The organism is Acidomonas methanolica, from assembly GCF_004346035.1.
GTDB classification, from domain to species: Bacteria; Pseudomonadota; Alphaproteobacteria; order Acetobacterales; family Acetobacteraceae; genus Acidomonas; species Acidomonas methanolica.
In genome coordinates, this window is sequence record NZ_SLZN01000013.1 from 1 (window position 1) to 25,997 (window position 25,997).

Genomic DNA, 25,997 nt, shown 5'->3' on the forward strand with positions numbered 1-25,997 from the left:
CCAGGCTGATGGTGTTCACCCTCGTTCAGGCCGCGTCAAAAACCTGGCGACGGCTTCAGGGCGCAAACCAGTTGCCCCGCATCATCGAAGGCGTCATCTTCACCAACGGCGTCGCCAAAACCGACGCCATCACACACAGCGCCGCCTGATCAGAACGCGTCACCCAAATTCGTGCATAGCTCGAAGACGACGGCGCCGAACCAGCTCTGGCAGACCGATTTCACCTATCTCAAGGTGATCGGGTGGGGATGGTTCTACCTGTCGACCCTCCTCGACGATTTCTCGCGGTATATCATCGCCTGGAAGCTCCGCACGACCATGGCGGCGTCCGATGTGACGGACACGCTGGAACTGGCCCTGCAAACCGCGGGGCTCGAACAGGTCACAGTCAGGCACAGGCCGCGCCCGCTCTCCGACAACGGCCCCTGCCACGTCGCCGAAGACCTCGCGAAATGGCTGGATCAGCACGCAATGGACCATGTGCGCGGCGCCCCGAACCATCCCCGGACGCAGGGAAAGATCGAGCGGTGGCACCAGACCCTCAAGAACCGCGTGCTCCTCGAGCATTACTACCTGCCAGGCAATCTCGAACGGCAGATCGAGGCGTTCGTCGAAAACCATAACCATCGCAGGTATCACGAGAGCCTGAACAATCTCACACCGGCGGATGTCTGGTTCGGACGGGGACAGACCATCCTGATCGAAGGTGAGCGCATCAAACGCGCCACCATCCAGAAACGGCGCTTGCTTCATCAGCAGCGTGCCGCCTAAACAGCATAACCAGAGGGGCCAGTTCCTCCGTTATCTCACACCATCCAAACTCCCAAATCTTTCGACGACGGACAATGCCAACGCCGCTCGTTAGGATGATCATACCCTTGAATCGAGCCATCCGCGCCGAAGAGAAGGGTCTGCGTGAGAAAGGGTCCTCCCACTTGGCCATAAGCCCACGGAAGGCTCTGTAACCGCTGCACCGTAAGTTTCTGACTCACTGTCTGATTCTCCTTGAATCGCCCCCGAAATCATAAGCCGGACACATCAATCAACGGTTCTTCGATCCCTCCAGATGCCTGGCTCATCCCCGCTGTCTACCATAGCAACGTTAACATGGCATCACCGGTGGGCGCCCGCTGCTGAGTTCGCCGAATTTTCTGCGGGAGTTTTTCGTAACTTGCTGAAATTCAGAAATCATGACAAAATCCACGACGAAAACAAGGTAAGGTGTGGAGTTTTGGAGTCGATATAATGAACTTTGTGCTAGGCCCGCTAAGGCGTCACTGGTTTTATTTTGCGATTCCCTTTTTTTAGCAATCGATTTATATTCCAGGTCAAAGTTTTCTTGGGAAGAAAACCCTCGCTTGGGGGAAATAATTGTACTTTGCGACTGGTGTCTTCTGGTGCCTATATTATACATTATTTGTTACAGGGCGCTGACAACTAGAGCTCTTGTTATTAGGACTGCAGCCATTTCGTGCGCTGGCCTGTGGATAGCGCATAAAATAATTCCTATTGCAAATGGCACTATTATCGCCCGTTTATATTGGATTCGCATTGTGGGAACAGTCGTCGTAGCGATCGCCGAGGCGGTTGCGTTGGTTGCTGCTCTTAGAGTGATGTTTGGAGGGGAACCTGATCAGGACAAATTGGCTCTAAGCGGTGTGCCTCCGTTCATGGTTAAGCTGATGCTTGCCGAGGCGCGATTTTGGCGCTGGGTTTGGAGCAAACTTCGAGAGTAGATTAAATACGGGCAGGTGATCAGGTCATGGGGTGCCGTCACGTTAACTTTGGTTATGCACGTAGCAGCCCAGCATGTTGGCTTCAGGCGGCGGGAGTGGTCGCACGGTTCCATTGGGCGAAAGCCCGGAGACGGTGGACGTGTCGGGCCGGGGCAGTGTTGATGGAGGCGGGCGGGACGAAGAGGTTGCGTAAGGGCGAAAAAGACGGAGATGAAACGCTGGCATCCGCCTGGTGAACGGAATTTCTGCATGACCCGCTCCCGTTTTCGTAAGGGCAGATGGCTGTTTTCGGCGCGGTTGTTCAGTCCCTGCGGATTCGTCGTTCGACATCGGTCTGCCGGGCCGGGACGTAAGGGAGCCGCGACCCGGACGCAGCGGATCGGACCGCAAGGGGGATTGTAAGGCCGTGCCGGAGGCGGCTAATATCCTGATCCGGATTCCGGCGTCGTGCAGTCGTCAATTTTTCGGCGCGTCATATGCGAATGCCTGTTCCGGACAAGAAGAACCGCTTGCGGGGATGACGGCTTTGGAGAAGATCGTGGCGTTTCCGATATCGTCGCGGCTTCCGTTGACTCCCGGCTTGTGTGTCATGACCCCCCGCGTTGCGCGACGTTGCGGTTTCCGACGCAGTTGACGGCGCAATGATGTCCATCCATGCGGCGGGAGCGGAAAGACGTTTCATATTCCGGTCGCACATGCAGATTCGGACCCGCGCCACCTGGGCGTTGTGCGCGCTCAATTTCTTCATGGCGGACATGCAGGCGGGCATTGGCCCGTTTCTGGGCGTTTTCCTGCAACATCACGGATGGCACCCCGGCCCCATCGGCTCGGTCATGACGGCGGGCGGCATCGCGGGGATGCTCGTGACCATCCCCGCGGGCGCCTTCATCGACCATACGACGAAAAAGCGTCTCACCGTCGTCGTGACGGGGCTTTGCACCGTCCTCGCTTCCTTTCTGATCCTTTGGTCGCAGACGCCGCTCGTCGTCACGGCGAGCCAGCTCGCGACCGCCATCGCCGGGGCTGCGATCGGGCCGACCGTGGCGGGCATGACGCTGGGGATCGTCCGGCAAAGCGGCTTCACCGCACAGATGGGCCGGAACCAGGCCTGGAACCATGCCGGGAACATGGTGGGCGCCGGCCTGTCGGGCTGGCTCGGCTGGCGCTTCGGCATGACGGCGATCTTTTTCCTGGCCGCCGCGTTCGGCGCGCTCGCCATCGCCTCCGTCCTCAGAGTGCCCGAAGACGCGATAGACCATCAGGCCGCCAGAGGACTGGAAGAGAGCGGACTGGAAGCAAGCGGAACCAATGACGCGAAGACCGCCGCGCGGGCCGAGGGGTTGAGGCCGTTTCTGCATCACAAGCCTTTGCTGGTCCTTGCGGCGTCCCTCGCCTGCTTTCATCTCGGCAACGCGGCGATGCTGCCACTCTACGGCATGGCGGTCGTCAGCGCGGGCAAGGGCGATCCCGCGATGTTCACGGCGACCACGGTCGTCGTCGCGCAAGGCGTCATGATTCTCGCCAGCCTCGCCGCGATGCGGCTCGTCGCCCGCTGGGGCTATTGGCCGGTCCTGCTCATGTCCTTCGCGGCGCTGCCCTTGCGCGGCGCGCTGGCCGGGAGCTTCATCACGCATTGGGGAGTGTGGCCTGTCCAGGCGCTCGACGGCATCGGGGCCGGGTTGCAGAGCGTCGCCGTGCCCGGTCTCGTCGCGCGGCTGCTGGACCGGACGGGGCGCGTCAATGTCGGCCAGGGCGTCGTGATGACGGCGCAGGGCGTGGGCGCGTCGCTGTCGCCCGCTCTCGGAGGCTGGCTCGCCCAGGACCTGGGCTACGCCGCCGCCTTCCATGTGCTGGGCGCCATCGCCGTCCTTTCGCTCGTCCTCTGGATCGGCTTCGGCCGGGCGATTCGTTCCGCCAGTGCGCCATGACCGTGACTGACGCGATCTGGGCGATCGCCGCGCTGGCCACGGCGGGCGTCATCGTGCGACCCTGGCGGGTGCCGGAATGGATCTGGGCGGTGGCGGGGAGCGTGCTGCTGGTCGCGGCGGGGCTCATGCCGGTCGCCGCCGCCGGCGCAGCCGTGGTGAGGGGCCTCGATGTCTATCTCTTCCTGAGCGGCATGATGCTGCTGAGCGAGGCCGCGCGCGAGAACGGGGTTTTCGACTGGATCGCGATGGCGGCGGCCGGGCACGCCGCGGGCTCGTCGACGCGGCTGTTCACGCTGGTCTATCTCGCCGGGATCGCGGTGACGGCCCTCATGTCCAACGACGCGACCGCCGTGGTGCTGACGCCCGCGGTTTTCGCCGCCGCGACGCGGGCGAAGGCCGATCCTCTGCCGATGCTGTTCGCCTGCGCGCTGATCGCCAACGCGGCGAGTTTCGTTCTGCCGATCTCCAACCCGGCGAATATCGTGCTATATGACGGCAGTCTGCCCGCCCTCACCCGATGGCTGACGTCCTTCGCCCTGCCGTCGCTCGGCGCCATCGTCGTCACTTATATCGTCCTGCGCCTCGTCTATCGCGAGCAACTGAGGGGCAGTTGCGCCGCCCATGTCGGGACGGCGCCGCTCGGCGCGGGCGGCAAGGCGGCGCTCTGCGGCATCCTGCTGACCGCTCTCCTGCTGGTGACGTTCTCCGTCTTCGGCCGGCCGCTGGGACTGCCGACGGCGTTGGCGGGGCTGGCGACGGCGCTGGGTGTCTCGGCGCTCGGGCGGCGCTCGCCGCTCGCACTGGCGCGTGGCGTGTCCTGGGGGGTTCTGCCGCTCGTGGCCGGTCTTTTCGTGCTGGTGGAGGCAGTGGACCGCACCGGCCTCGTCAGCCGGATCGCCACGGCGCTCGGAGGGGCGGCGCGGCATGATGCCGGGGCGACGGCGCTCTGGTCGGGCACGATTCTCGCCTTCGCGTCCAACCTGACGAACAACCTGCCCGCCGGGCTGGTCGCCAGCACGGCGATCGGCCAGGCGCATGTGCCGCACCTCGTCGTGGACAGCCTGCTGATCGGCGTCGATCTCGGCCCCAATCTTTCGATCACTGGCTCGCTGGCGACGATCCTCTGGCTCCAGGCGATCCGCCGCGAGGGCGAGGACGTCAGTTTCCTGCAATTCCTGAAACTGGGCGCCATCGCAATGCCCACCGCCCTGGCCGCCGCTTTGGGCGCGCGGCTCTGGATCGGGTAGGCGGACAGACTCCGACTCCGGACGCGCCCGATCTGAAAATCCGGGCGTTGAAATCCGTCACGGGCCTCGCCATGTCACGATCATGATAGATGCCGGCGTTCTTACTGGAGATATCCTGCCACCCATCGGGGCCGACACGGCCCGTCGTTTGCGGCGCGTCAAACGGCTGGCTTGGCTGCTGGACGCTGCCTTCCGCCTGCCGGGCACACGGTTCCGGCTGGGGATCGATGCGCTGATCGGGCTGATCCCCGGCGGCGGAAATGTCGTGATGGGGCTGATTTCGCTCTACATCGTTCTGGAGGCGTGGCGCATGGGCGTGCCGAACGATCTGCTCCTGCGCATGGTGGGGAATGTCGCCGTCGAGACGGTGGTCGATACCGTGCCTCTCGCAGGCGATCTGTTCGACGCCGCCTTCAAGGCCAATCTGCGGAATGTCGCCCTGATCGAGCGTCATCTGAACGGCCGCCCGATGTCGGGTCCAGGGCGTACCGCGGCGTGAGTACAGGCCGACGCCCGATCCGCCGCCGCTGAAAAGGCTTGGGTCCGCGCCGTCATCCGGTCTATTCGCAACAGGGTCGCTAGAGCGTCGAAACGGACGGAGGGGATGGACCAGCCATGGGTGAAATCGGCTTTTCCAGCATGTTGAACGGGGCGAATACGGTGTATCTCGCGGACCTTCAGGCGCGCTGGGCGCAGGACCCGAACAGCGTGGACCCGTCCTTCGCGCAGTTCTTCGCGACGCTCGACGACGAGAGCGCCCGGATTCTCGCCGATGCGAGCGGCGCGAGCTGGGCGCCGCACCACTCCTTCATCGAGGGCATCGAGGGGGGGACGTCCGTCAACGAGGCCGAACGCATGGCGCCGATGGCCCCGGCGACTCCGGCCGGGCTCGCGGGTTCCATCGATGACAGCCTGCGCGCCGTCCAGTTGATGCGGGCCTATCGCGTGCGCGGCCATCTGGAGGCGCGACTCGATCCGCTCGGGCTGAAAATCCCGGCGCCCCATGCCGATCTCGATCCGGCGACCTATGGATTCGGCGAGGACGACCGGGAACGGCCGATCTATCTCGGCCGGGTTCTGCACGCGCTGATGCCCGACCGGGACGCCGCGACCATCCATGAACTCGTCGCCGCCCTGCGCGCGACCTATTGCGGGTCGATCGGCGCGGAATTCATGCATATCCAGGCGGCGGACCAGCGCGCCTGGATCCAGAAGCGGCTGGAAGGCGACAACTGGCAGGCCGGGCTGCCCGCCGACGCCAGAAAGGTGGTCCTGACGCAACTGACCGAGGCGGAAGGCTTCGAGAGCTTCTGCCAGAAGCGCTATACCGGCACGAAGCGCTTCGGACTGGAAGGCAGCGAAATCACGATTCCGGTGCTGCATGCGATCATCGACCAGTCGGTGCGCAGCGGCACGGCGTCCGTTTCGCTGGGCATGGCCCATCGCGGGCGGTTGAACACCATGGCGAACATCGTGCAGAAGCCCTTCGCCGCGATTTTCAGCGAGTTCGCCGGGGCGAGCTTCAAGCCGGGCGACGTGCAGGGCTCCGGCGACGTGAAATACCATCTCGGCACGGCGGCGACGCTGCGCGTGGCGGGGCACGACGTGCGCGTGTCGCTGCTGCCCAATCCCTCGCATCTCGAAGCCGTCGATCCGGTGGTGGTCGGCCGCGTGCGCGCCTTGCAGGATCGCGACGGCTCCGTCGGCAAGGCGGAGCGCCACCGGCATCTCGGCGTTCTGGTTCATGGCGACGCCGCTTTCGCGGGGCAGGGCATCGTGTATGAGACCATGGCGATGTCGCAACTGATCGGCTACCGCACCGGGGGCACCGTCCATGTGGTGACGAACAACCAGATCGGCTTCACGACGGTCTCCGCCCATGCCTATTCCGGCATGTATTGCACGGATATCGCCAAGGCGGTTCAGGCGCCGATCCTGCATGTGAATGGCGACGATCCGGACGCCGCGGTGTATGCGGCGCGGCTGTCGGCCGATTTCCGCCGGGAATTCGCGACCGATATCGTGCTCGATCTGGTCGGGTATCGCCGTCATGGCCATAACGAGGCGGACGAACCGGCCTTCACGCAGCCGGTGATGTATCAGGCCATCGCCGCGCGCCCGACGCTGCGGACGCTCTATGCGCAGAAGCTGGCGGAAGAGGGAGTGATGGACAAGGCCCTGTCCGATGCGCAGTGGCAGGACTTCCAGGATCATCTCCAGGCCGAATTCGAAGTGGCCAAGGGCTACAAGCCCAATCTCGCCGACTGGATGGATACCGGGCAGGATCCGAGCCAGATCGCGCAGGGCCGCAAGGCGGGCGAGCCGCTGACCGGGATCGGCGAGACGGCATTGGAGGAAATCGGCCGCGCGATGACGCAGGTGCCGAAGGATTTCACGCTGCACCCGCGCCTCAAGCGCGTGATCCAGGCGCGGGCGGACGCGATCGAAGGCGGGGACGGCATCGACTGGGCGACGGGCGAGGCGCTGGCCTTCGGGAGTCTGATGCTCGAAGGGCATCGCGTGCGCCTGTCCGGCGAGGACTGCCAGCGCGGCACGTTCAGCCAGCGTCACGCGGTGCTGATCGACCAGAAGACGCAGACGGAATATACGCCGCTCAACGCGATGCCGAATGCGCGGGCGAAGCTGGAAGTCTATAATTCGCTGCTGTCGGAATTCGGCGTGCTCGGTTTCGAATACGGCTACAGCCTGACCGATCCCGCGACATTGGTGTTGTGGGAAGCGCAGTTCGGCGATTTCGCGAACGGCGCGCAGGTCATCATCGACCAGTTCATCGCGTCGGGCGAGACGAAATGGCTCCGCACCTCGGCGCTGGTGATGCTTTTGCCGCACGGCTTCGAGGGACAGGGGCCGGAACATTCCTCCGCGCGGCTGGAGCGCTATCTCCAACTTTGCGCCGAGGACAACATGCGCGTGGGCAACATCACCACCCCGGCGAACTATTTCCACGCGCTGCGCCGCCAGCTTTTCCCCGGATCGCGCAAGCCCCTGGTGCTGATGACGCCGAAATCGCTGCTGCGGAACAAGGCCGCCGTGTCGAAGCTGGCGGATTTCCTGCCCGGCACGGCGTTCCAGCCGGTTCTGGCGGAGACGGACGAACTGGCGCCGGATGTGGAAATCAGCCGCGTCGTCCTGTGCAGCGGCAAGGTCTATTATGACCTGCATGCCGCACGGCAGGAGGCCGGACGGCGCGACATCGCGATCCTGCGTCTGGAGCAGTTCTATCCCTTCCCGCAGGCCGATCTGGCCGCCGCACTCGCGCGCTACCCGAACGCCACCGTCATCTGGTGCCAGGAAGAGCCGGAGAACAGCGGAGCGTGGAGCTTCGTCGATCGGCGCATCGAGAAGACGCTGACGGCGGTCGGGCACAAGGCGGGCCGTCCGTCCTATGTCGGACGTCCGGAAGGCGCGTCGCCTGCGACGGGTCTGGCGAGCGAACACGTCGCGCAGCAGCAGCAGCTCATCGCGGAGGCGCTCGGCCTGGCGTGACCGTTGTCCTCCGCTCGCGGCGGATCGGTCCCGCCCCTGCCTGAAGTCAAGGGAGCCGAGAAGGCGTAAGCGGGACGGGCGGCCGGGACACGCTCGACCCGACGCCTCCACTTCATGCGCGCGGTCGGGCATGCTAAGGGAGCGCGCATGACCGTCCGCACGCGCTTCGCCCCCTCCCCGACCGGCCTGCTGCATATCGGCAACGCCCGCGCCGCCCTGTTCAATTTCCTCTTCGCCCGCCACCATGGCGGGCAATTCCTGTTGCGGATCGAGGATACCGACAAGGAGCGCTCGACCCAGAAGGCGGTCGAGGTGATTTTCGACGGGCTGGCCTGGATGGGCCTGACGCCGGACGAGGCGCCCGTCTTCCAGTCCACGCGCCAGCCGCGCCATACGGAAGTGGCGCTCGACCTGCTGGAACGCGGGCTGGCCTATCGCTGCTACTGCACGGCGGAGGAGCTTCAGGCGATGCGCGAGGAGGCGGTCGCGAAGGGACTGCCTCCGCGCTATAATGGCTACTGGCGCGACCGCGATCCCGCCGAGGCCCCGCCCGGCGCGCCCTTCGCCGTCCGGCTGAAAGCCCCGCGCGAGGGCGAGACCGTGATCCGCGATCTCGTCCAGGGCGAGGTGCGCGTCGCCAATGCGGAGATGGACGACCTCATCCTCCTGCGCTCCGACGGCACGCCGACCTATCTGCACGCCGTGGTGTGCGACGATCATGACATGGCGATCACCCACGTCATCCGCGGCGACGACCACCTGACCAACACCTTCCGCCAGGCGATGATCTACCGGGCCATGGGCTGGAATCTGCCGCATTTCGCGCATCTGCCGCTGATCCACGGGCCGGACGGGGCGAAGCTGTCCAAGCGTCACGGCGCACAGTCGGTCGTCGATTTCCGCGAGGCGGGCTACCTGCCGGAGGCGCTCTGCAACTACCTGCTCCGCCTCGGCTGGGGCCATGGCGATGCGGAAATCCTCTCGCGCGACGAGCAGATCCGCCTCTTCGACCTCGACGGCGTCGGGCGCTCGCCCTCCCGCATGGACTACCTCAAACTGACCCATGTGAACGGCGTCTATCTGCGCAAGGCGGATGACGAGCGGCTGACGGCGGATGTGATGGAGCGGCTGACGGGGCGCGAGGGCATCGACACCGACGAGACCGTCCGCGCCCGGGTGCGCGCCCTCATGCCGGACCTCAAGGAGCGCGCCAAGCTGCTGACGGAGCTGGCCGACAACGCCGCCTTCCTCGGGCGCTCCGTGCCCCTGACCTACAACGCGAAAGCACTCAAGCTGCTGGACGCGGCCGGCAAGGCGACGCTCAAGGGCCTCTCCCACACGCTGGCGCTGGTCGAACCCTTCAGCGCCGGGGCGATCGACGCGGCGCTGCGCGGACATGCCGATCGTCACGGTTTGAAGCTCGGCCAGATCGCCCAGCCGCTGCGCGCGGCGATGACGGGCAACACCGTCTCCCCGGGGATCGACCAGACCCTCGCGGCGCTGGGCCGGGACGAGGTGCTGGCGCGCATCGGAGCCGCGATCGCCCATGGCTGAGACGGCCGCCCGAGACCCTCTCCCCCGGCACCATCTCCTCGGCATCGAGGGGATGACCCAAGCCGAGATCGAGCCCTATCTCGATCTCGCCGCCAGCTACGCCCTGCTGTCGCGCTCCCGCACCGCGCCGCGCGACGCGTTGCGCGGGCGCACGCTCATCAACCTCTTCTTCGAGGACAGCACCCGCACCCGCACCAGCTTCGAACTCGCGGGCAAGCGCCTCGGCGCGGACGTCATCAACATGACGGTCGCCACCTCCTCGGTGAACAAGGGCGAGACGCTGCTGGACACGGCGGCGACGCTGAACGCCATGCGCTGCGACCTGCTCGTCGTGCGTCATGCCGCCTCCGGCGCGCCCGCCCTGCTGGCGCGCAAGGTCGAGGCCAGCGTCGTCAATGCCGGGGACGGGATGCACGAGCATCCGACGCAGGCGCTGCTGGATGCGCTGACCCTCCGTCGTCACCTCGGCACGCTGACGGGGCTTACCGTCGCAATCTGCGGCGATGTCGGCCATAGCCGGGTCGCGCGCTCGAACATCCACCTGCTGACGGCCATGGGCAGCCACGTGCGCGTGGTCGGGCCGCCGACCCTGGTGCCGGAGGCGATCGCCCGCCTCGGCGCGGTCGAGGTCTTCCACACGATGGAAGAGGGCCTGCGCGACGTGGACGCCGTCATGGCGCTGCGCCTCCAGCGCGAACGCATGGGGGCCGGTCTGGTGCCCAGCGCGCGCGAGTTCTTCCGCTTCTACGGGCTGGACGGCCGTCGCCTCGCCCTGGCAAAGCCCGGCGCGCTCGTCCTCCATCCCGGTCCGATGAACCGGGGCGTGGAGATCGCCTCCGACGTCGCCGATTCGGTACAGAGCGTGATTCAGGAACAGGTCGAGATGGGGGTCGCCGTGCGTATGGCCGTGCTGGATCGTCTCTCCCGCATGAGGGTGCCCGCATGAGCCCGACCGCTCCGCCCGCCGCTCTGGTCTTCGAGAATGTGCGGCTCTTCGATCCGGAGGCCCAGACCATCGCGCCGGGACGGCTGCTCCTGCGCGACGGCCGGATCGCCGGGCGCGATACGCCGGGGGCCGAAGGCGCGCCGGAAGGGGGCGTGACCGTCGATGGCGGCGGCGCGATTCTTTCTCCCGGCTTCGTGGACATGCGCGTGGCCATCGGCGAGCCGGGCTTCGAATATCGCGAGACCATCGCTTCCTGCGCCCGCGCCGCGGCGGCGGGCGGGGTGACGACGATCGGCGTTCTGCCCAATTCCCGCCCGGCCATCGACGATCCCTCGCTGGTGCGCCTCCTGCGCTCGCGCGGCGAGGAGACGGGCCTCGTCACGATTCTCCCCTACGGCGCGCTGACCAAGGGCTGCGACGGCGAGGAGATGGCGGAACTCGCGATGCTGCGCGAGGCCGGGGCAATCGCGTTCACCGACGGCACGCGCGCGATCGCCGACACCAAGCGGATGCGCCAGCTTCTCGCCTATGCGCGGGGGATCGGCGCGATCGTCGTGCAGCATCCGGAAGATCCGTCGCTGGCCAGGGGCGGCTGCGCGACCGCCGGCCCTCTGGCGACCACGCTGGGTCTCCCGCAGATCCCCGCCGCCGCCGAGGCGATCCTGATCGCGCGCGACATCCGCCTGGCGGAAATGACCGGGGCGCGGCTGCATTTCAGCCATGTCTCGACCGGCGAGGGGCTCGATCTCATCCGCGCGGCGAAGATGCGGGGGCTGGCGATCACCTGCGACACCGCCCCGCCCTATTTCGCGCTGAACGAGGAGGAGATCCGCGATTACCGCACCTATGCGAAGCTGTCCCCGCCCCTGCGCTGCGAGGCGGACCGGCTCGCCGTCTGCGCCGCGCTGGCGGACGGGACGATCGACGCCATCGCCTCGGACCACACGCCCTGGGACGCGGACGACAAGCGCCTGCCCTTCGCCCAGGCGGCGGCGGGCGGCACGGGTCTGGTGACGCTGCTGGGCGTCACGCTGGAACGAGTGACGGCGGGCGACATCACGCTGGAGCGCGCCCTGCATCTGCTGACGGCGGGACCGGCTCACCTCTTCGGCGTGGCGGCCGGATCGCTGGCGCAGGGGCAGCCGGGCGATCTCTGCCTGTTCGACCCCGAGGCGGAATGGACCGTTCATGCGCGCGAGTTGCCGGGCCGGGCGCAGAACACGCCATTCGACCGGCGGACGCTCCGAGGCCGCGTGCTCGGAACGTGGAAAGCCGGGCTGCGCGTCTTCGAAGGAGCCGCATCATGAGCGTTCCGCACCATGTCCCGCCCGCGCTCCTTCTGGCGGCAGCACTCGCCTATCTGCTGGGCAGCATCCCGTTCGGCCTTTTCCTCACCCGGCTGGGCGGAGCCGGGGACATCCGCACGATCGGCTCGGGGAATATCGGCGCGACCAACGTGCTGCGCACCGGGCGCAGAGGGCTGGCGGCGGCGACTCTGGTGCTGGACGCGCTCAAGGGCGTGGCGGCGGTGCTGATCGCCCGCCGCCTTTGCCCCGGCGACGCGACGATGGCGGCGTCCGTCGCGGCGCTGCTGGCGGTGATCGGCCATTGCTTCCCGATCTGGCTGGGCTTTCGCGGCGGCAAAGGCGTGGCGACAGGGCTGGGCGTGATCGGCGCGCTGTGCTGGCCGGTCGGGCTCATCTGTTGCGCGATCTGGCTCGCCGTGGCGAAGCTCACCCATATCTCCTCGGCGGGCGCGCTGGCGGCCTTCCTCGCGGCTCCCATGCTGATGCCCGTCCTGAGCGCGCAGCCGTTCCGTTCCCCCTTGTGCATCGCGACACTGCTGCTCACCCTGCTGATCCTGCTGCGGCACCGGGAGAATATCGAGCGGCTCATCGCGGGCAAGGAGTCCCGCATCCAGCTCGGCGCGACGCCGCAAAAAACACCGCAACATAAAATCGATCCGTAAGCGTTAACCATTCGGAAAGGTTCTGCGGCCAGAATGGCGGCATGACCGCCACGCCTTCAGATCGATTCGACATGATCCGCCTCGCCCGGTCCGAAGGGATCGGGCCGATCAATTTCCCGCGATTCCTCGCCTGTTACGGATCGGCGGCGGCGGCGATCGAAGCGATTCCCGAGCGCATGCGCCGCGCAGGACGGGACGGGCCGTCGCACATCCCCTCCCGCGCCGAAATCGAGGACGAGATCGCGGGAACGGAGCGTCTGGGCGGGCGCATGCTCGTGCTGGGCGATGCCGATTATCCGCTTCTCCTCGCCCATATCGTCGATCCGCCGCCCGTTCTTTCCGTTCTCGGCGATGTCGCGCTGGCTTCCCGCCGGGGCGTGGCGATCGTGGGCGCGCGCCATCCGTCGGCGGCGGGGCTGAGCCTTGCCGAATCGCTCGGCCGGGAGTGCGCCGCGGCGGGGTTATGCGTGATGTCCGGCCTGGCGCTGGGCATCGACGCGGCGGCGCATCGCGGGGCGATCGAGACCGGCGCGACGGTCGCCGCGATCGGGGGCGGCGCCGATTCGATCTATCCCGCGCAAAATCGTGATCTGCAGGCGCTGATCGCCGCGCGGGGCTGCATCGTCACCGAAGCGCCGCTCGGCACGGTGCCGACCGCGCGCCATTTTCCCCGGCGCAACCGGCTGATCGCCGGCATGACGCTGGGCACGCTCATCATCGAGGCGGCGGAGCGCTCGGGCACGCTGATCACCGCGCGTCTGGCGCTGGAATACGGGCGCGACCTCTTTGCCGTCCCCGGTTCGCCACTGGACGCGCGGTCGCGCGGCGGCAACCGCCTCCTGCGCGACGGCGCGATCCTGACCGAGACGGCCGAGGACATCCTGGCGGAATTGCCGGAGTCGCTGCCCCCGGCTTTTGTTCCGCCATGGGTGCGGCCGGAGGGGTTCGCGGAGGCGAAATCGGCGTGGAACGGAGCCGGCCGGCTAGGCGCGCATGCGGTCGCGACGGTGCGATCCCTGCTTTCTCCCGTACCCGTGCCGGTTGACGCGATCGTGTCCCGCTGCCAGTTCTCCGTATCGGCCGTCATGGCCGCGCTGTCGGAACTCGAACTGGGGGGTCATGCCGCCTTCGTTCCCGGCGGGCGCGTCATGGCGCGGGCCGACGGGCGGAACAGCCCGGTGACAGGGACGCCGCAAGGGATACCGGAAGAGACATGACGAGCGTCGTAGTGGTCGAAAGCCCGGCAAAAGCCAAGACCATCAACAAATATCTGGGCGACAGTTTTACGGTGCTCGCCTCCTTCGGCCATGTGCGCGACCTACCGCCCAAGGACGGCAGCGTGCGTCCGGACGAGAATTTCGCGATGGACTGGCAGACCGACGAGCGCGGCGCCAAGCAGATCGCGACCATCGCCAAGGCGCTGAAGGGCGCGCGGCACCTCTATCTCGCCACCGACCCCGATCGCGAGGGCGAGGCGATTTCCTGGCATGTGCGCGCGGCCTTGCAGGAGCGCAACGCGCTCAAGGGCGTCGATGTCCAGCGCGTGACGTTCAACGAGATCACCAAGAGCGCGATCCAGACGGCGATGGCCCATCCCCGCGAGTTGGACATGCCGCTGATCGAGGCCTATCTGGCCCGCCGCGCCCTGGACTACCTCGTGGGGTTCACCCTCTCCCCGGTGCTCTGGCGCAAGCTCCCGGGCAGCCGGAGCGCCGGGCGCGTGCAATCCGTCGCATTGCGGCTGATCTGCGAGCGCGAAGCCGAGATCGAGGTCTTCCAGTCGCGCGAATACTGGACGGTGACGGCGGATTTCGCCACGGCCACCAACGCGCGCTTCACGGCGCGGCTGACGCATTTCGGCGGCAGGAAGCTGGAGCAGTTCGACCTCGCCAACGAGACGGACGCCCATGCGGCGCGCGACGCGGTCGCCTCGGCGCCCTTCACCGTGCGGTCGGTCGAGAAGCGCAAGGTCAGGCGCAACCCGCCCCCGCCCTTCACCACCTCGACGCTGCAGCAGGAAGCCTCCCGCAAGCTCGGCATGAGCGCGCAGACGACGATGCGGACGGCGCAGCAGCTTTACGAAGGCGTGGATATCGGCGGCGAGACGGTCGGGCTCATCACCTATATGCGGACCGACGGCGTGCAGATGGCCAATGAGGCGATCGTCGCGATCCGCTCCCATATCGGCGGCGCGCTGGGGGCCGAGTACGTGCCCGAAAAGCCGCGCCACTACGCCACCAAGGCCAAGAACGCGCAGGAGGCGCACGAGGCCGTGCGCCCGACCGACGTGACGCGCACGCCGGAACAGCTCGCCCGTCACCTTTCGGACGAGCAGAAACGGCTGTACGATCTGGTCTGGAAGCGCGCGGTCGCCTCGCAGATGCAGTCGGCGGAACTCGACCAGGTGATCGTCGAACTCGTCGATCCGACCGGACAGATCGTGCTCCGGGCCACCGGCTCGGTCATCGCTTTCGACGGCTTTCTCAAGCTCTATTCCGAAGGGCGCGACGACGCGAAGAGCGAGGACGAGGAAGGCCGCCTGCTCCCGCCCCTGCGCGAGGGCGACAGGCCCAAGACCCTCGGCGCGCTGGCGGAGCAGCATTTCACCCAGCCGCCGCCGCGCTATTCGGAGGCCAGCCTCGTCAAGCGGATGGAGGAGATCGGCATCGGCCGCCCTTCCACCTATGCCTCGATTCTCAGCGTGTTGCGGGAGCGCAATTACGTCCGGCTGGACAACCGGCGCTTCGTGCCGGAGGATCGCGGCCGTCTGGTGACGGCGTTCCTCGTCTCCTTCTTCGAGCGTTATGTGGATACCGGCTTCACCGCCGGGCTGGAGGAGCAGCTCGACGATATTTCCGGCGGCCGGGCGGACTGGCACGACGTCATGGCCGCATTCTGGCGCGATTTCTCCCATGCGGTCGAGCAGACGAAGGATCTCAAGATCTCGGATGTCATCGACGCGCTGGACCGCGACCTCGGCCCGCATTTCTTCCCGTCCCGCGAGGATGGCGGCGATCCGCGCGCCTGCACCGCCTGCGGCACGGGGCGTCTGGGGCTGCGGCTGGGCAAGTTCGGGGCGTTCATCGGCTGCTCCAACTACCCGTCCTGCCAGTTCACCCGCCGCCTCGTCGCGGAAGACGCGGCGGAAGGCGACGCGCTGAAGGACGGGATGCGCGTGCTGGGACAGGACCCCGCCACGGGGCAGGATGTCACGGTCCGGCGTGGGCCGTACGGGCTCTATATCCAGCAGGGCGAGGCGGACCCCGAGAACAAGAAGATCAAGCCGAAACGCACCACCATTCCCAAGGGTGTCGAGGGGGACAAGATCACGCTGGAACAGGCGCTCGGCCTGCTTTCCCTGCCGCGACTCGTCGGCGTCCATCCCGAGACGGGCGAGCCGGTCGAGGCGGGGCTGGGGCGGTTCGGCCCCTACGTGAAAATGGGGGCGATCTACGGCACGCTGGATGCGGATGACGACGTGCTCACCATCGGCCTCAACCGCGCCATGGACGCCCTGGCCAAGAAAATGGCCTCGATCCGCACGCTCGGCGCGCATCCGGGCGATGGCGAGCCCGTCATGATCCGCAAAGGGCGCTTCGGCCCCTACGCCCAGCATGGGCAGATCATAGCGAATCTGCCGAAAGGCGTGTCCATGGACGAGGTGACGCTCGACGAAGCGGTGGAGTTGCTGCGGGAAAAGGGCAAACCGCTGAAGGCGAAGGCCGGAAAGGGCAAATCCTCCGGAAAGGCGGCCCCGAAGGCGAAAACGAAGGCCAAGGCGCCCGCGCGGCGCGGCGCGGCGAAGGTGGACGCGTAGCGCGCTCGCGCTCCCCTTGTGCCGCGGCCCTTTACGCCGTTGTATCCGTGACACATATGGGCAAAATTGCGGCGCTTGGACGTCGAACCATATCGGAAATACGCCGTTCAGCGTATGCCCGGGAAGAACCCCTCCTGATCTGGTCCGATTTCTCGGTACGGAATGACTGCCCTGCACCACAGTTCAAGCGTTCGGCCTCGCGCGACAACGTGTCGTCGGCACATCGCCTTCGGCTGTGTCCTGCTGGGACTGTTCTGTGCGCCCGCCCATGCGTCGCCTGGCGCACCGGATACCGCAACCCCGGACAATGCGATCCTCGGGGCGGTATTGACCAGCGGCCTGCGTTTCATCGCGCCGCGCACGCTCGAACAACACAGCATCCGCGAATTCACACTCTGGGGGCTGGACGGGCTTTCCGCGCTCGATCCCGCGCTGGTGGTGCAGGAAGAGCCGGCGGGCAAGGAGACGCCGGCCCGAATCGCGCTCATGATGAGGCAGCAGATTCTGGGGCGATTCGACGAGCCGGCAAAGGATGACATCGCCGGATGGACCGCCCTGACGCTGAAAGCGATGGACGCGGCGTGGAGCGTCTCGGACGCCGTCCGCAGCGCGGGATCGGGCGCGCTGTTGCAAAGTTTTTATGATGAACTGTTCAACCATCTCGATCCGTATTCGCGCTATGTCGCCCCCAGCCCGGCCATGCAGGACCGGCGGGCGCGACTCGGCAGCGGAGCGACGGTCGGGCTCACGCTCGATCACGGACCGCACGGCCTGATCATTTCGGCGGTCAATGCCAATGGGCCGGCCTGGGCGGCGGGCGTGAACAATGGCGACCGGCTGATGGCGGTGAACGGCCACGCCACGCGGGGCCTGTCGCCGTCCATGGTCGAGTCCTGGCTCGACGGCGACGCGGAAACGCCGGTGACGCTGACGATCGCGGACGGGGCGGGGAAAGTGACGACCTTCTCCATGCGCCGCGCCGTCGTGCCGCCGGAAACGGTCTTCGCCTATCACAAGAATGACATGACCATTCTGCGCGTCACGGCCTTCTCCAGCCAGACCGCGGAGGAGATGAGCCAATATCTCGACCAGATGATGCAGGATCATCTGACGCACGGGTTGATTCTCGATCTGCGCGGCGACCGGGGCGGCGTGCTGCAACAGGCGGTGACGGCGGCCTCCCTCGTGCTGGCGCGCGGCGTCGCGGTGGTGACGCAAGGGCGCGATCCGCAGGCGAACCACGTCTGGGCGGTGCGGGGCGGCGACATGACCGACGGCATGCCCGTCGTGGTGATGGTGGACGGGCGGACGGCGAGCGCGGCCGAGATCCTGGCCGCGGCGCTGGCGGATCATCGCCGCGCCGTGGTCATCGGGAGCGCGACGCTGGGCAAGGGACTCGTGCAGACGATCGGCCAGATGCCCGATGACGGCGAGTTGTTCGTCACCTGGAGTCGCGTGGTGGCGCCTCTGGGCTGGCCGCTCCAGGGCCTGGGCGTCATGCCGCAGCTCTGCACCTCGCGCGGGGCGACGGATGTGGCGCACCAGCTCGCGGAACTCGCAGAAGGCCGCCAGCCCGAGGCGCCGACCGTGCGGGCGAGTCGCGCCATGCGCTATCCGGCGTCGGTCTCGGGGATTCTCGATATTCGGCGCGACTGTCCCGCCGCCATCGGCACGGACGGCGATCTCGACGCCGCCATCGCCCTGCTGGGCAACCCCACCGCCTACAGGGCGGCGCTGACGGAGATTCCCGACGATCTCGCCGAGGCGTCGCCATGACGGCGCGGCTCAAGGCCGGGCTCTGGGTGCGGGCGCTGCTGCGGCAAACGGCGATGCAGGGCCATTCCGCCATGGTGCTGCGTCGGGGCGATGAGGATGCCGGCGCGGTGATCGTGGTGCTGATCGACCGTGCGGGCGGCCTGGCCGTCTTGCGCGAACAGGCTGCGTTCGGCGAGGATGAGGCGGGATGGACGCGGGTGGAGGTGGCGGATCAGGCGGCGCTGGACGCCTATCTCGACCGTCAGCGGCGCTATGATCCCGATCTCTGGGTCATCGAGCTGGAAGTGCCCGCCGTATCGGACCCGGTGGAAGGGACCTTGGGAACGCGAGGCGCCGCCTGACGGACGAGCGCTCAAAACGCCCCCCCGACTGTTGCAGCAGACACACACCTGCTGAAAGATCGCGCGTCGTCCTCCCCTTGCGGCCGCACCCGGACGGGAACGATGCGTTGCGCTGGGCAGGGTGTTTCGGCAAGAAACGGGAGACAGAACCGATCGGTCAGGCGGGTTCGCCCGAACCGGGCGCTGGTGTTGAGGAATGGAGACAAGACATGACGTTGCGTGAGAGACTGACCGGCCTCTTCCGGTCCCGCCCCTCGCGCGCCGCGCGATGGGCCGTGCTGACGGGCATCCTGTTCACCGCCGGGGCCGCCTGCGCCCAGCCGGTCCGGGGGCTGTATGTGACCGGCCTTGGCGGGGCGAGCTTCAATCAGGACCAGACGATCCGGCTCTCTCCGGTCTTTCCCAGCGGGCGCGACCACTACAATGCCGGGGTGACGGGAATCGGCGCGATCGGCTGGGGTCTGGGCAACGGCTTCCGCGTCGAGATCGAGGGCAATTACCGCAACAATCAGCTCCAGCACTTCAAATCGAGCTATTTCCCCTCCTCCACCGGCGGGCGGCAGCAGGAATACGGCGTGATGGCCAACGCCCTTTTCGATCTCGATATCGGCAAGAGCTGGATCTACCCGTATTTCGGCGCGGGTGTCGGCTATGGCTGGCAGGCGATGAACACCTATGTCCGCGCGCCCAACAACTATTTCAGCCAGCATGTCACCGGGACGGCGGGAAATTTCGCCTATCAGGGGATATTCGGCCTGTCCTTCCCGGTGCCCTGGGTCGTGGGGCTCTCCTTCACCACGGAATATCGCTTCTGGACGATGCTCGGGCCGCAGGGGCATCACGCCACGGCGGACGGGTGCATCGGCGGATACGATCTGGCGCGCCCCTGCGGGTCCATGACGGGCAACCGCGATTCGCGGACGGATTTCAACCATTCCCTGCTTCTGGGGCTGCGCTACGAGTTCAATCCCGCTCCGCCGCCGGTCGTTCCGGCCGCCGCTCCTCCCGTCGCGCCCGCTCCGGCTCCCGCGCGGACCTATCTCGTCTTCTTCGACTGGGACCGCGCCGAACTGACGCCGCATGCGCGCGACATCGTCGCCAAGGCGGCGCAAAGCTCGACGCGGACCAGCGTGACGCGCATCGAGGTCGACGGCTATACGGATAACAGCGCGGCCCATCCCGGCCCGCGCGGCGCGGCGTACAACATGAAGCTGTCCGTCCGCCGGGCGATGACGGTGAAGGCGGAGCTGATCCGCGATGGCGTGCCGGGCGGCATCATCACGACGCAGGGCTTCGGCGAGACGCACCCGCTGGTGGCAACGGGACCCGACACGCGCGAACCGCAGAACCGGCGTGTGGAAATCATCCTCAAATAGGCTCGCCTGCATGGGTGAACTGTCCAAAAGGACACGGCTTTGCTATATTGCCGGAAGTTTAAGCCCATGCTCTTGCAGGAAAGGAAGTAGCCGGGATGTATCTACGCCGGGATCGCACCATGATCGCTGTCGTCATCATGGTCGACGTGGCGTTCCATGCCGGACGCGCGGGCCTCGTTTCCGGAGCGGATATCGCCGAGCGGGCGGGGCTGGCGCGGCGGGGCATCGAGCCGCTCCTGCAGGCGCTGTCGCGGTCCGGCCTGCTGGACAGCGTGCGCGGCCCGCGGGGCGGGTATCGGCTGGGCCGGCCCGCACGTGACATCACCCTGGACGATGTGGTGCGGGTGGCCGCGCATGACGACGCGCCGGAAGCCGGTCCGGAAGGCCACCTGTTCGAACGGGTGATCTCACCGGGCTGGAAGAAGCTCGACGAACTCGTCGGCAAGCAGATGGCGGTCCTGACACTGGAGGAAATGGTGCGCCGGGCGGAGACCTCGGGGCTCCGCCGCCCGGTTCAGGAGCCGATCTCCTTCTCGATCTGAGAAGACGGGATCTGAGAAGACCGGGCGCGCCGGGGCGCGCGCCGCCGGCGTTCAGTGATGGGTGGAATGAGACCGCGTGCGCGTCTTCTTGTGACTCGTGCTCTTGGGCGTCGGGGCGGTCACGGCCGGAACGACAGGTTTCGGCACGGGGACGCCCGTCGCGTCCACCGTCGCATCCACCGCCAGATGCGTGCGCGGCTTGCCGGGAGCGGCGATGAGGATCACGACGAACCTGTCCGGCCCCGCGTAAGCGGTGGTCGGCGTGTAATCCACCACGGTCGAATCGTCATAATTGTAGAGGAACGCCTTGCCGTGCGTCGGGGAGGGATCGACGCCGAAAGAGGCATAGCTCTTCCCGCCGGGCTGCTGGATGCGGAGCGAGCAGAGACCATCGTCGCTGCGCACCTTCATGCTGACCGACATGCTGCCGTCCGGTGCGGTCTTGACCGGAGAGGTCTGGCACACTGCCGAGACCTTCTGATACCCGAAGGGGTTGGGCGGCGCGATATGCTGGGGCAGCGGCTTTTGCGCGCAGGCGGCGAGCGCAAGCACGGCCCCCACGGACATACCCCTGAACACGCTCGCGCGCAGAACCGAACCTCGCACCTGAACCATGAAGAGACGCACTGCTCACTCCGCTCGAAATCATGGGCGCCGCGTCGCTACATTGACGGGCGGCAGAAGGAAAGGCTGGCCTAGCGCAACTTCGTCACGTGCGAAAGCCGTCCACCGTCAAATGACCGCGCGTTGCGGCAGGTTGAGCGATTTTTCCGGAAAATTGCGGCGCATGACGGGCGGCTGCCATTTTCCTGCCCTGATTTTTGTTGCATTATAGGGGCTTGCCTGCCGTCCTTCATGTGGCATGGAATATCCTGTACCGTTTTCCACGATTTCCCGATCCGGAGTCCCGCTGATGAGCCTTCTCGCGTGGCGTCGCCCCGCCTCCCTTCTCGCCGTCATGGCGCTGGCCGCTCCTTCCGCGTTTGCCGCCACCTGCGGCGAATCGCCCGCGCATGAAGCGTTCGACGTGCAGGGCTTGAAGAGCGAGCTGATGGTGACGGCGCTCTCCTGCAATGCGCAGGATCGCTACAACGCCTTCGTCGGCAAGTTCCGCCCCAATCTCCTCGCCGAGGAAGACCGGCTGCAGGGCTATTTCCGCACCACCTACGGCAAGAACGCCAAGAAGGAGCATGACGACTACATCACGCAGCTCGCGAATGTTCAGTCCGAGGGCGGCCTGCGCGCGGGGACGATCTTCTGCATGCAGCGTGTGGCGATGTTCGACGAGGTGAACGCGCTGGAGAGCAATGCGGATCTCGCCCATTACGCCGAGGCGAAGGACATCGTGCAGCCGGCCTCCTATGAAACCTGCGAGGCAAAGCCGGTCTCGGGCAGTGCACGCCACAGGGCGTCGGCCCAGTCCTCGCACGGCCGTCATCGCACGCGCGCCTGAGACGCGAACAAGGACGCTTGACGACCCGCCGCGCGGGTCGGCAAGAGCGTTCCATGAACGATCTCTTCCGCGACGCGACCGCCCCTGTCCCGAAGCCCCGCAAGACCGGGGCCGCCCCAGCCGCCGGCGGGGAGTACGGGGCGGAACATATCGAGGTGCTGGAAGGGCTCGAACCCGTCCGCCGCCGCCCCGGCATGTATATCGGCGGCACGGATGACGCCGCCTATCACCATCTCGCCGCCGAAATCCTCGATAACGCCATGGACGAGGCGGTGGCGGGCCATGCCTCGGTCATCGACGTCACCCTTGAAACCGCCCGGACGCTGGCCGTCCGCGACAACGGGCGCGGCATCCCGGTGGACGCCCATCCGAAATTCCCCGACCGCTCGGCGCTGGAAGTGATCTTCACCACGCTTCATGCGGGCGGGAAATTCTCCAGCAAGGCGTATGACACGGCCGGAGGGCTTCATGGCGTCGGCTCATCGGTGGTCAATGCGCTGTCGGAAAAGCTGGAGGTCGAGGTCGCGCGGGAGCGGGTGCTCTGGCGGCAGGACTACGCGCGCGGCCTGCCTCTGACGCCGTTGCGGCAGGTGGGAGCCGCGCCGAATCGGCGGGGCACGCTGGTCCGCTTCGCGCCGGACCCCGAGATCTTCGGCTCCCTTTCCTTCTCCCCCGCGCGGCTCTACCGGCTCTGCTGCGCCAAGGCCGCGCTCTTTCGCGGCGTCACCATCCGCTGGAAGGTGTCGCCGGGCCTGCTGAAACCGGATGATGGCACGCCGTCCGAGGCGGTCATTCATTTCCCGAACGGCCTGGCGGACAGCCTGACCGCGGAGTTGGGCGAAACCGCCGCCCTGCTGGCCCCGCTCTGGTCGGGCGAGGCGGAGTTGCCGCTCGCCGCCGACGGACGGGCGGCCGGCAAGCTGGAATGGGCGATCGCCTTTCTCGAAAGCGGTCCAGCGAACCTCGTCTCCTATTGCAACACCATTCCGACGCCGCTGGGCGGCACGCATGAGACCGGCTTCCGCGCCGCGCTGGTGAAGGGGTTCCGCGCCTGGGGCGAGCAGCGCAGCAACAAGCGCGCCGCCGCCATCACGGCGGAGGACATTCTGGGAGGGCTCGCCGCCCGGCTGTCCGTCTTCATCCGCGACCCGCAATTCCAGGGGCAGACCAAGGAGAAGCTGACGACGCAGGAAGCCTCCCGCCTCGTCGAGGGCGCCTTGCGCGACCGCATCGACCACTGGCTGGGCGGCAACCCGGCCCAGGCGGACAATCTGCTCGCCTTCCTGATCGAGCGCGCCGAGGAGCGGTTGCGCCGCCGCGATGCCAAGGATACACCGCGCAAGAGCGCCACGCGGCGGCTGCGGCTGCCCGGCAAGCTGACGGACTGCACGCGGGAGAACGCCGCCGAGACGGAAATCTTTCTCGTCGAGGGGGATTCGGCGGGCGGATCGGCCAAGCAGGCGCGCGACCGGGAGACGCAGGCCATCCTGCCGCTCAAGGGCAAGATCCTGAACGTCGCCTCCGCCTCCACGGACAAGCTGCGCGCCAATCAGGAACTGCGCGATCTCGTCGAGGCGCTGGGCTGCGGGATCGGCGGCGGATTCGACGTCGCGCGGCTGCGCTACGGGCGCGTCATCATCATGACGGACGCCGATGTGGACGGAGCGCATATCGCCTCGCTGCTGATGACGTTCTTCTATCGCGAGATGCCGGACCTCATCCGCCACGGCCATCTGTACCTCGCCCGGCCACCCCTCTTTCGCCTGACCCATGGGGCGAAAACCGTCTATGCGATGGACGATCGGGACCGCGACCGCTGCCTGAAGCGCGATTTCAAGCCGAATGCGAAGGTCGAGGTCTCGCGCTTCAAGGGATTGGGCGAGATGCCGGTCTCCGACCTCAAGAACACGACCATGGACCCGAAGCGTCGCACCCTGCTCAAGGTCGTGACGCCGCCGGAGGACCGGGCGCTGACGGCGGAGCGCGTGGAAAGCCTGATGGGACGGCGGCCCGAGCTGCGCTTCCGCTTCATCCAGGATCACGCGCGCTCGGCCGAACTGCTCGATATATGAGCGTTTCGTCCGGGTCGGCGGGGGAGTCGGCGGGGACGCCGCGTCTCGGCCATGCGGGAGCGGTGCTGTTCCTGATCGGCGGCATTTCCTCCTTCCAGATCGGCGCGGTGCTGGCCAAGGGACTGTTCCCGTTCTTCGGCGCGGCGGGAATGGTCGGGCTGCGCGTCGGACTGGCGGCGATCATCCTCGTCCTCGTGCTGCGTCCGAAAGCCGCGATCTCCCAGCCGGGCGCATGGCGGCGACTGCTGCCCTATGGCGCGTCCATCGCGATGATGAACAGCTTCTTCTATCTCGCCCTCGAACGCCTGCCGCTCGGCCTGACCGTGGCGCTGGAGTTCATGGGGCCGCTCACTCTCGCGCTGGCCGGGTCGCGCCGCATACTGGATCTGCTCTGGGCCGCGCTGGTGGCGACGGGGGTTTATCTCCTCCTGCGTCCGGAAGGCGGCCTGCCCCCGCTCGATCCGGTCGGGGTCGTCTTCGCCCTCATCAGCGGCAGCGGCTGGGTGGTCTATATCCTGACCGGCACGCGCATCGGGCGGAGCATGGCGGCCACGGAGGCGACGGCGCTCGGCATGGCCGTGGCGGGGCTCATCCTCTCGCCTCTCCTCCTCGCCGCCGTGCCGGTGGCGTTCCGTCATCCGGTGCAGGGCGGCGAGGCGGTCTGCGTCGCCATTCTCTCCTCCGCGGTGCCGTATCTTCTCGACATGATGGCGATGCGACGGCTGAAACCGCGCGATATGGGCATCCTCCTCAGCATGGAACCCATGCTCGGTGCGCTGTCCGGCCTCATCCTGCTGGGCGAGGTGCTCTCGGTCTCGCGCTGGGCCGGGGTGGGATGCATCGTCGCGGCCTCAGCGGGCAATGTATTGGCCAGTCGCCGCACGACGGCGATGGAGACGCAATTGCCGCCGAACTGAACTCTACACTATACGCTTTAAAAAATACTTAATTCATTTCACCCACAACTCGCGACCCTGAAACCCGTTACCCGGTCAGGCAATGTGTCCGGGAACCAGGATCAGGAGAATCCGTCAATGCGTTCAGTCCTCAGAAATGCAGCCGCAGTTTCGGCTGTTTTCGTCATGCCCTCGGCCTTTGCCGCCACGCATCAGGCCGGGCAGGTGACGCCCGCCGTCGTCGACAAGGATTTTTCGAAGCTTTCGGCGGAGGGGCAGAAGGCGTTCATCGATATTTCCGCCGCGCTCGACGCCATCGCGCAGAACAAGACGAGCGACGCCAAGACGCTGCTGGCGGACGCGCAGACGCGTCTCGCCCATGCCGCGAAGGACAGCAAGGTCTTCATCAAGGCGGAGAGCGAACTGACGCCCGCGCCGGGCGCGCCCGTTTCGCCGACGCACAAGCCGCAGGCCGCGCCGACGAGCTGGGCTCCGGTCGTCGGCTTCTACACCACCACGGAGACTCTCGCCCCCGAGAAGCAGGCGGCGCTCGGCAAGGCCAACCAGCAGGCGGCGCAGGGCAGCAAGCAGCAGGTCGCCGAGAACCTCCAACTCGTCAATGTCAACGTGGATTACACGATCGGTCTGGCGCCCATCGCGGCCAGCTCGGCGGATGTCTATCGCGCCTCGATGCTCCTCGACGGCGGCGACACGAAGGACGCCGCGGCGGCGTTGCAGGATGCGTTCAATACGGTGGTTTTCGTCTCGGATGACACCTTCGCGACCCTGGCGCCGCAGGGACAGCACGGGAAGCACACCGCTCACAAGGCGTAAGCC

General features: G+C 66.9%; 20 protein-coding genes and 3 pseudogenes. 20 read left to right on the forward strand and 3 right to left on the reverse strand.

From position 1 onward, the window contains the following. Together EDC31_RS18155 and EDC31_RS10475 are read left to right on the forward strand one after the other, a co-directional pair. Positions 1–149: pseudogene (locus EDC31_RS18155) on the forward strand (IS256 family transposase); the annotation flags it as partial. 34 nt (positions 150–183) lie between these two features. Beyond that, positions 184–771, forward strand: a pseudogene (locus tag EDC31_RS10475) (transposase); the annotation flags it as partial. 1,047 nt (positions 772–1,818) lie between these two features. Here the strand turns inward: EDC31_RS10475 and EDC31_RS10480 are convergent. Next, positions 1,819–2,047, reverse strand: a pseudogene (locus EDC31_RS10480) (DDE-type integrase/transposase/recombinase); the annotation flags it as partial. Positions 2,048–2,431: 384 nt separating this feature from the next. Here EDC31_RS10480 and EDC31_RS10485 point away from each other — a divergent pair. The 14 genes from EDC31_RS10485 to EDC31_RS10550 all read left to right on the forward strand — a co-directional run bounded on the left by EDC31_RS10485 (position 2,432) and on the right by EDC31_RS10550 (position 20,739). After that, a complete protein-coding gene (locus tag EDC31_RS10485) occupies positions 2,432–3,664 on the forward strand; it encodes an MFS transporter (RefSeq protein ID WP_186819996.1) in 1,233 nt (410 codons plus the stop codon). Further along, positions 3,661–4,911: an arsenic transporter gene (locus EDC31_RS10490; protein WP_042057038.1), complete on the forward strand. Its 1,251-nt coding sequence runs from the start codon at positions 3,661–3,663 to the stop codon at positions 4,909–4,911. Before EDC31_RS10485 ends, EDC31_RS10490 begins: the two co-directional genes overlap by 4 nt. Positions 4,912–4,993: 82 nt before the next feature. After that, positions 4,994–5,410 carry a DUF4112 domain-containing protein gene (locus EDC31_RS10495; protein ID WP_042057037.1) on the forward strand — a complete coding sequence of 139 codons (417 nt, stop codon included), beginning with the start codon at positions 4,994–4,996 and terminating at the stop codon, positions 5,408–5,410. Positions 5,411–5,526: 116 nt separating this feature from the next. Further along, the gene (locus tag EDC31_RS10500; RefSeq protein WP_042057035.1) at positions 5,527–8,418 is read left to right on the forward strand and encodes a 2-oxoglutarate dehydrogenase E1 component; all 2,892 of its coding nucleotides are present in this window, start codon (positions 5,527–5,529) and stop codon (positions 8,416–8,418) included. A gap of 147 nt (positions 8,419–8,565) precedes the next feature. After that, positions 8,566–9,972, forward strand: a complete 1,407-nt coding sequence (gene gltX, locus EDC31_RS10505; protein ID WP_042057049.1) for a glutamate--tRNA ligase — start codon at positions 8,566–8,568, stop codon at positions 9,970–9,972. Continuing rightward, positions 9,965–10,918 carry an aspartate carbamoyltransferase catalytic subunit gene (locus EDC31_RS10510; protein WP_042057033.1) on the forward strand — a complete coding sequence of 318 codons (954 nt, stop codon included), beginning with the start codon at positions 9,965–9,967 and terminating at the stop codon, positions 10,916–10,918. The genes gltX and EDC31_RS10510 overlap by 8 nt, the downstream gene beginning before the upstream one ends. Beyond that, entirely contained in the window at positions 10,915–12,225 is a 1,311-nt protein-coding gene (locus tag EDC31_RS10515) for a dihydroorotase (RefSeq protein ID WP_042057030.1), read from the forward strand. Before EDC31_RS10510 ends, EDC31_RS10515 begins: the two co-directional genes overlap by 4 nt. After that, positions 12,222–12,887 carry a glycerol-3-phosphate 1-O-acyltransferase PlsY gene (plsY, locus tag EDC31_RS10520; RefSeq protein WP_042057027.1) on the forward strand — a complete coding sequence of 222 codons (666 nt, stop codon included), beginning with the start codon at positions 12,222–12,224 and terminating at the stop codon, positions 12,885–12,887. The genes EDC31_RS10515 and plsY overlap by 4 nt, the downstream gene beginning before the upstream one ends. 41 nt (positions 12,888–12,928) lie before the next feature. Further along, entirely contained in the window at positions 12,929–14,104 is a 1,176-nt protein-coding gene (gene dprA, locus EDC31_RS10525) for a DNA-processing protein DprA (protein WP_042057026.1), read from the forward strand. Further along, on the forward strand, positions 14,101–16,704 hold the full coding sequence (topA, locus tag EDC31_RS10530) for a type I DNA topoisomerase (protein ID WP_081797462.1): 2,604 nt from the start codon (positions 14,101–14,103) through the stop codon (positions 16,702–16,704). The genes dprA and topA overlap by 4 nt, the downstream gene beginning before the upstream one ends. Positions 16,705–16,866: 162 nt before the next feature. Next, entirely contained in the window at positions 16,867–18,480 is a 1,614-nt protein-coding gene (locus EDC31_RS10535; RefSeq protein WP_042057023.1) for a S41 family peptidase, read from the forward strand. Next, positions 18,477–18,821: a DUF1491 family protein gene (locus EDC31_RS10540; RefSeq protein ID WP_042057019.1), complete on the forward strand. Its 345-nt coding sequence runs from the start codon at positions 18,477–18,479 to the stop codon at positions 18,819–18,821. Before EDC31_RS10535 ends, EDC31_RS10540 begins: the two co-directional genes overlap by 4 nt. Before the next feature lie 209 nt (positions 18,822–19,030). Next, positions 19,031–20,197, forward strand: a complete 1,167-nt coding sequence (locus EDC31_RS10545; RefSeq protein WP_042057016.1) for an OmpA family protein — start codon at positions 19,031–19,033, stop codon at positions 20,195–20,197. A 95-nt stretch (positions 20,198–20,292) separates the two neighbouring features. Further along, positions 20,293–20,739 carry an RrF2 family transcriptional regulator gene (locus EDC31_RS10550; RefSeq protein ID WP_042057014.1) on the forward strand — a complete coding sequence of 149 codons (447 nt, stop codon included), beginning with the start codon at positions 20,293–20,295 and terminating at the stop codon, positions 20,737–20,739. 51 nt (positions 20,740–20,790) lie between these two features. Here the strand turns inward: EDC31_RS10550 and EDC31_RS10555 are convergent, their stop codons facing one another. Together EDC31_RS10555 and EDC31_RS17710 are read right to left on the reverse strand one after the other, a co-directional pair. Next, on the reverse strand, positions 20,791–21,306 hold the full coding sequence (locus EDC31_RS10555) for a hypothetical protein (protein ID WP_042057044.1): 516 nt from the start codon (positions 21,304–21,306) through the stop codon (positions 20,791–20,793). A 165-nt stretch (positions 21,307–21,471) separates the two neighbouring features. Next, the gene (locus EDC31_RS17710; RefSeq protein ID WP_158310311.1) at positions 21,472–21,627 is read right to left on the reverse strand and encodes a hypothetical protein; all 156 of its coding nucleotides are present in this window, start codon (positions 21,625–21,627) and stop codon (positions 21,472–21,474) included. A gap of 25 nt (positions 21,628–21,652) precedes the next feature. On the opposite strand from EDC31_RS17710, the gene EDC31_RS10560 reads away from it, so the two are divergent. From EDC31_RS10560 to EDC31_RS10575, 4 genes are all read left to right on the forward strand, one after another. Further along, positions 21,653–22,192, forward strand: coding sequence for a hypothetical protein (locus EDC31_RS10560; RefSeq protein WP_042057012.1), 540 nt, complete (start codon positions 21,653–21,655; stop codon positions 22,190–22,192). Between the two features lie 53 nt (positions 22,193–22,245). Continuing rightward, complete coding sequence (locus EDC31_RS10565) at positions 22,246–24,264, forward strand: DNA gyrase/topoisomerase IV subunit B (protein WP_042057009.1); 2,019 nt, start codon at positions 22,246–22,248, stop codon at positions 24,262–24,264. Continuing rightward, a complete protein-coding gene (locus EDC31_RS10570; RefSeq protein ID WP_042057007.1) occupies positions 24,261–25,181 on the forward strand; it encodes an EamA family transporter in 921 nt (306 codons plus the stop codon). Before EDC31_RS10565 ends, EDC31_RS10570 begins: the two co-directional genes overlap by 4 nt. A gap of 117 nt (positions 25,182–25,298) precedes the next feature. Then, on the forward strand, positions 25,299–25,994 hold the full coding sequence (locus tag EDC31_RS10575) for a YfdX family protein (RefSeq protein ID WP_081797461.1): 696 nt from the start codon (positions 25,299–25,301) through the stop codon (positions 25,992–25,994). Positions 25,995–25,997 lie beyond the last annotated feature (3 nt).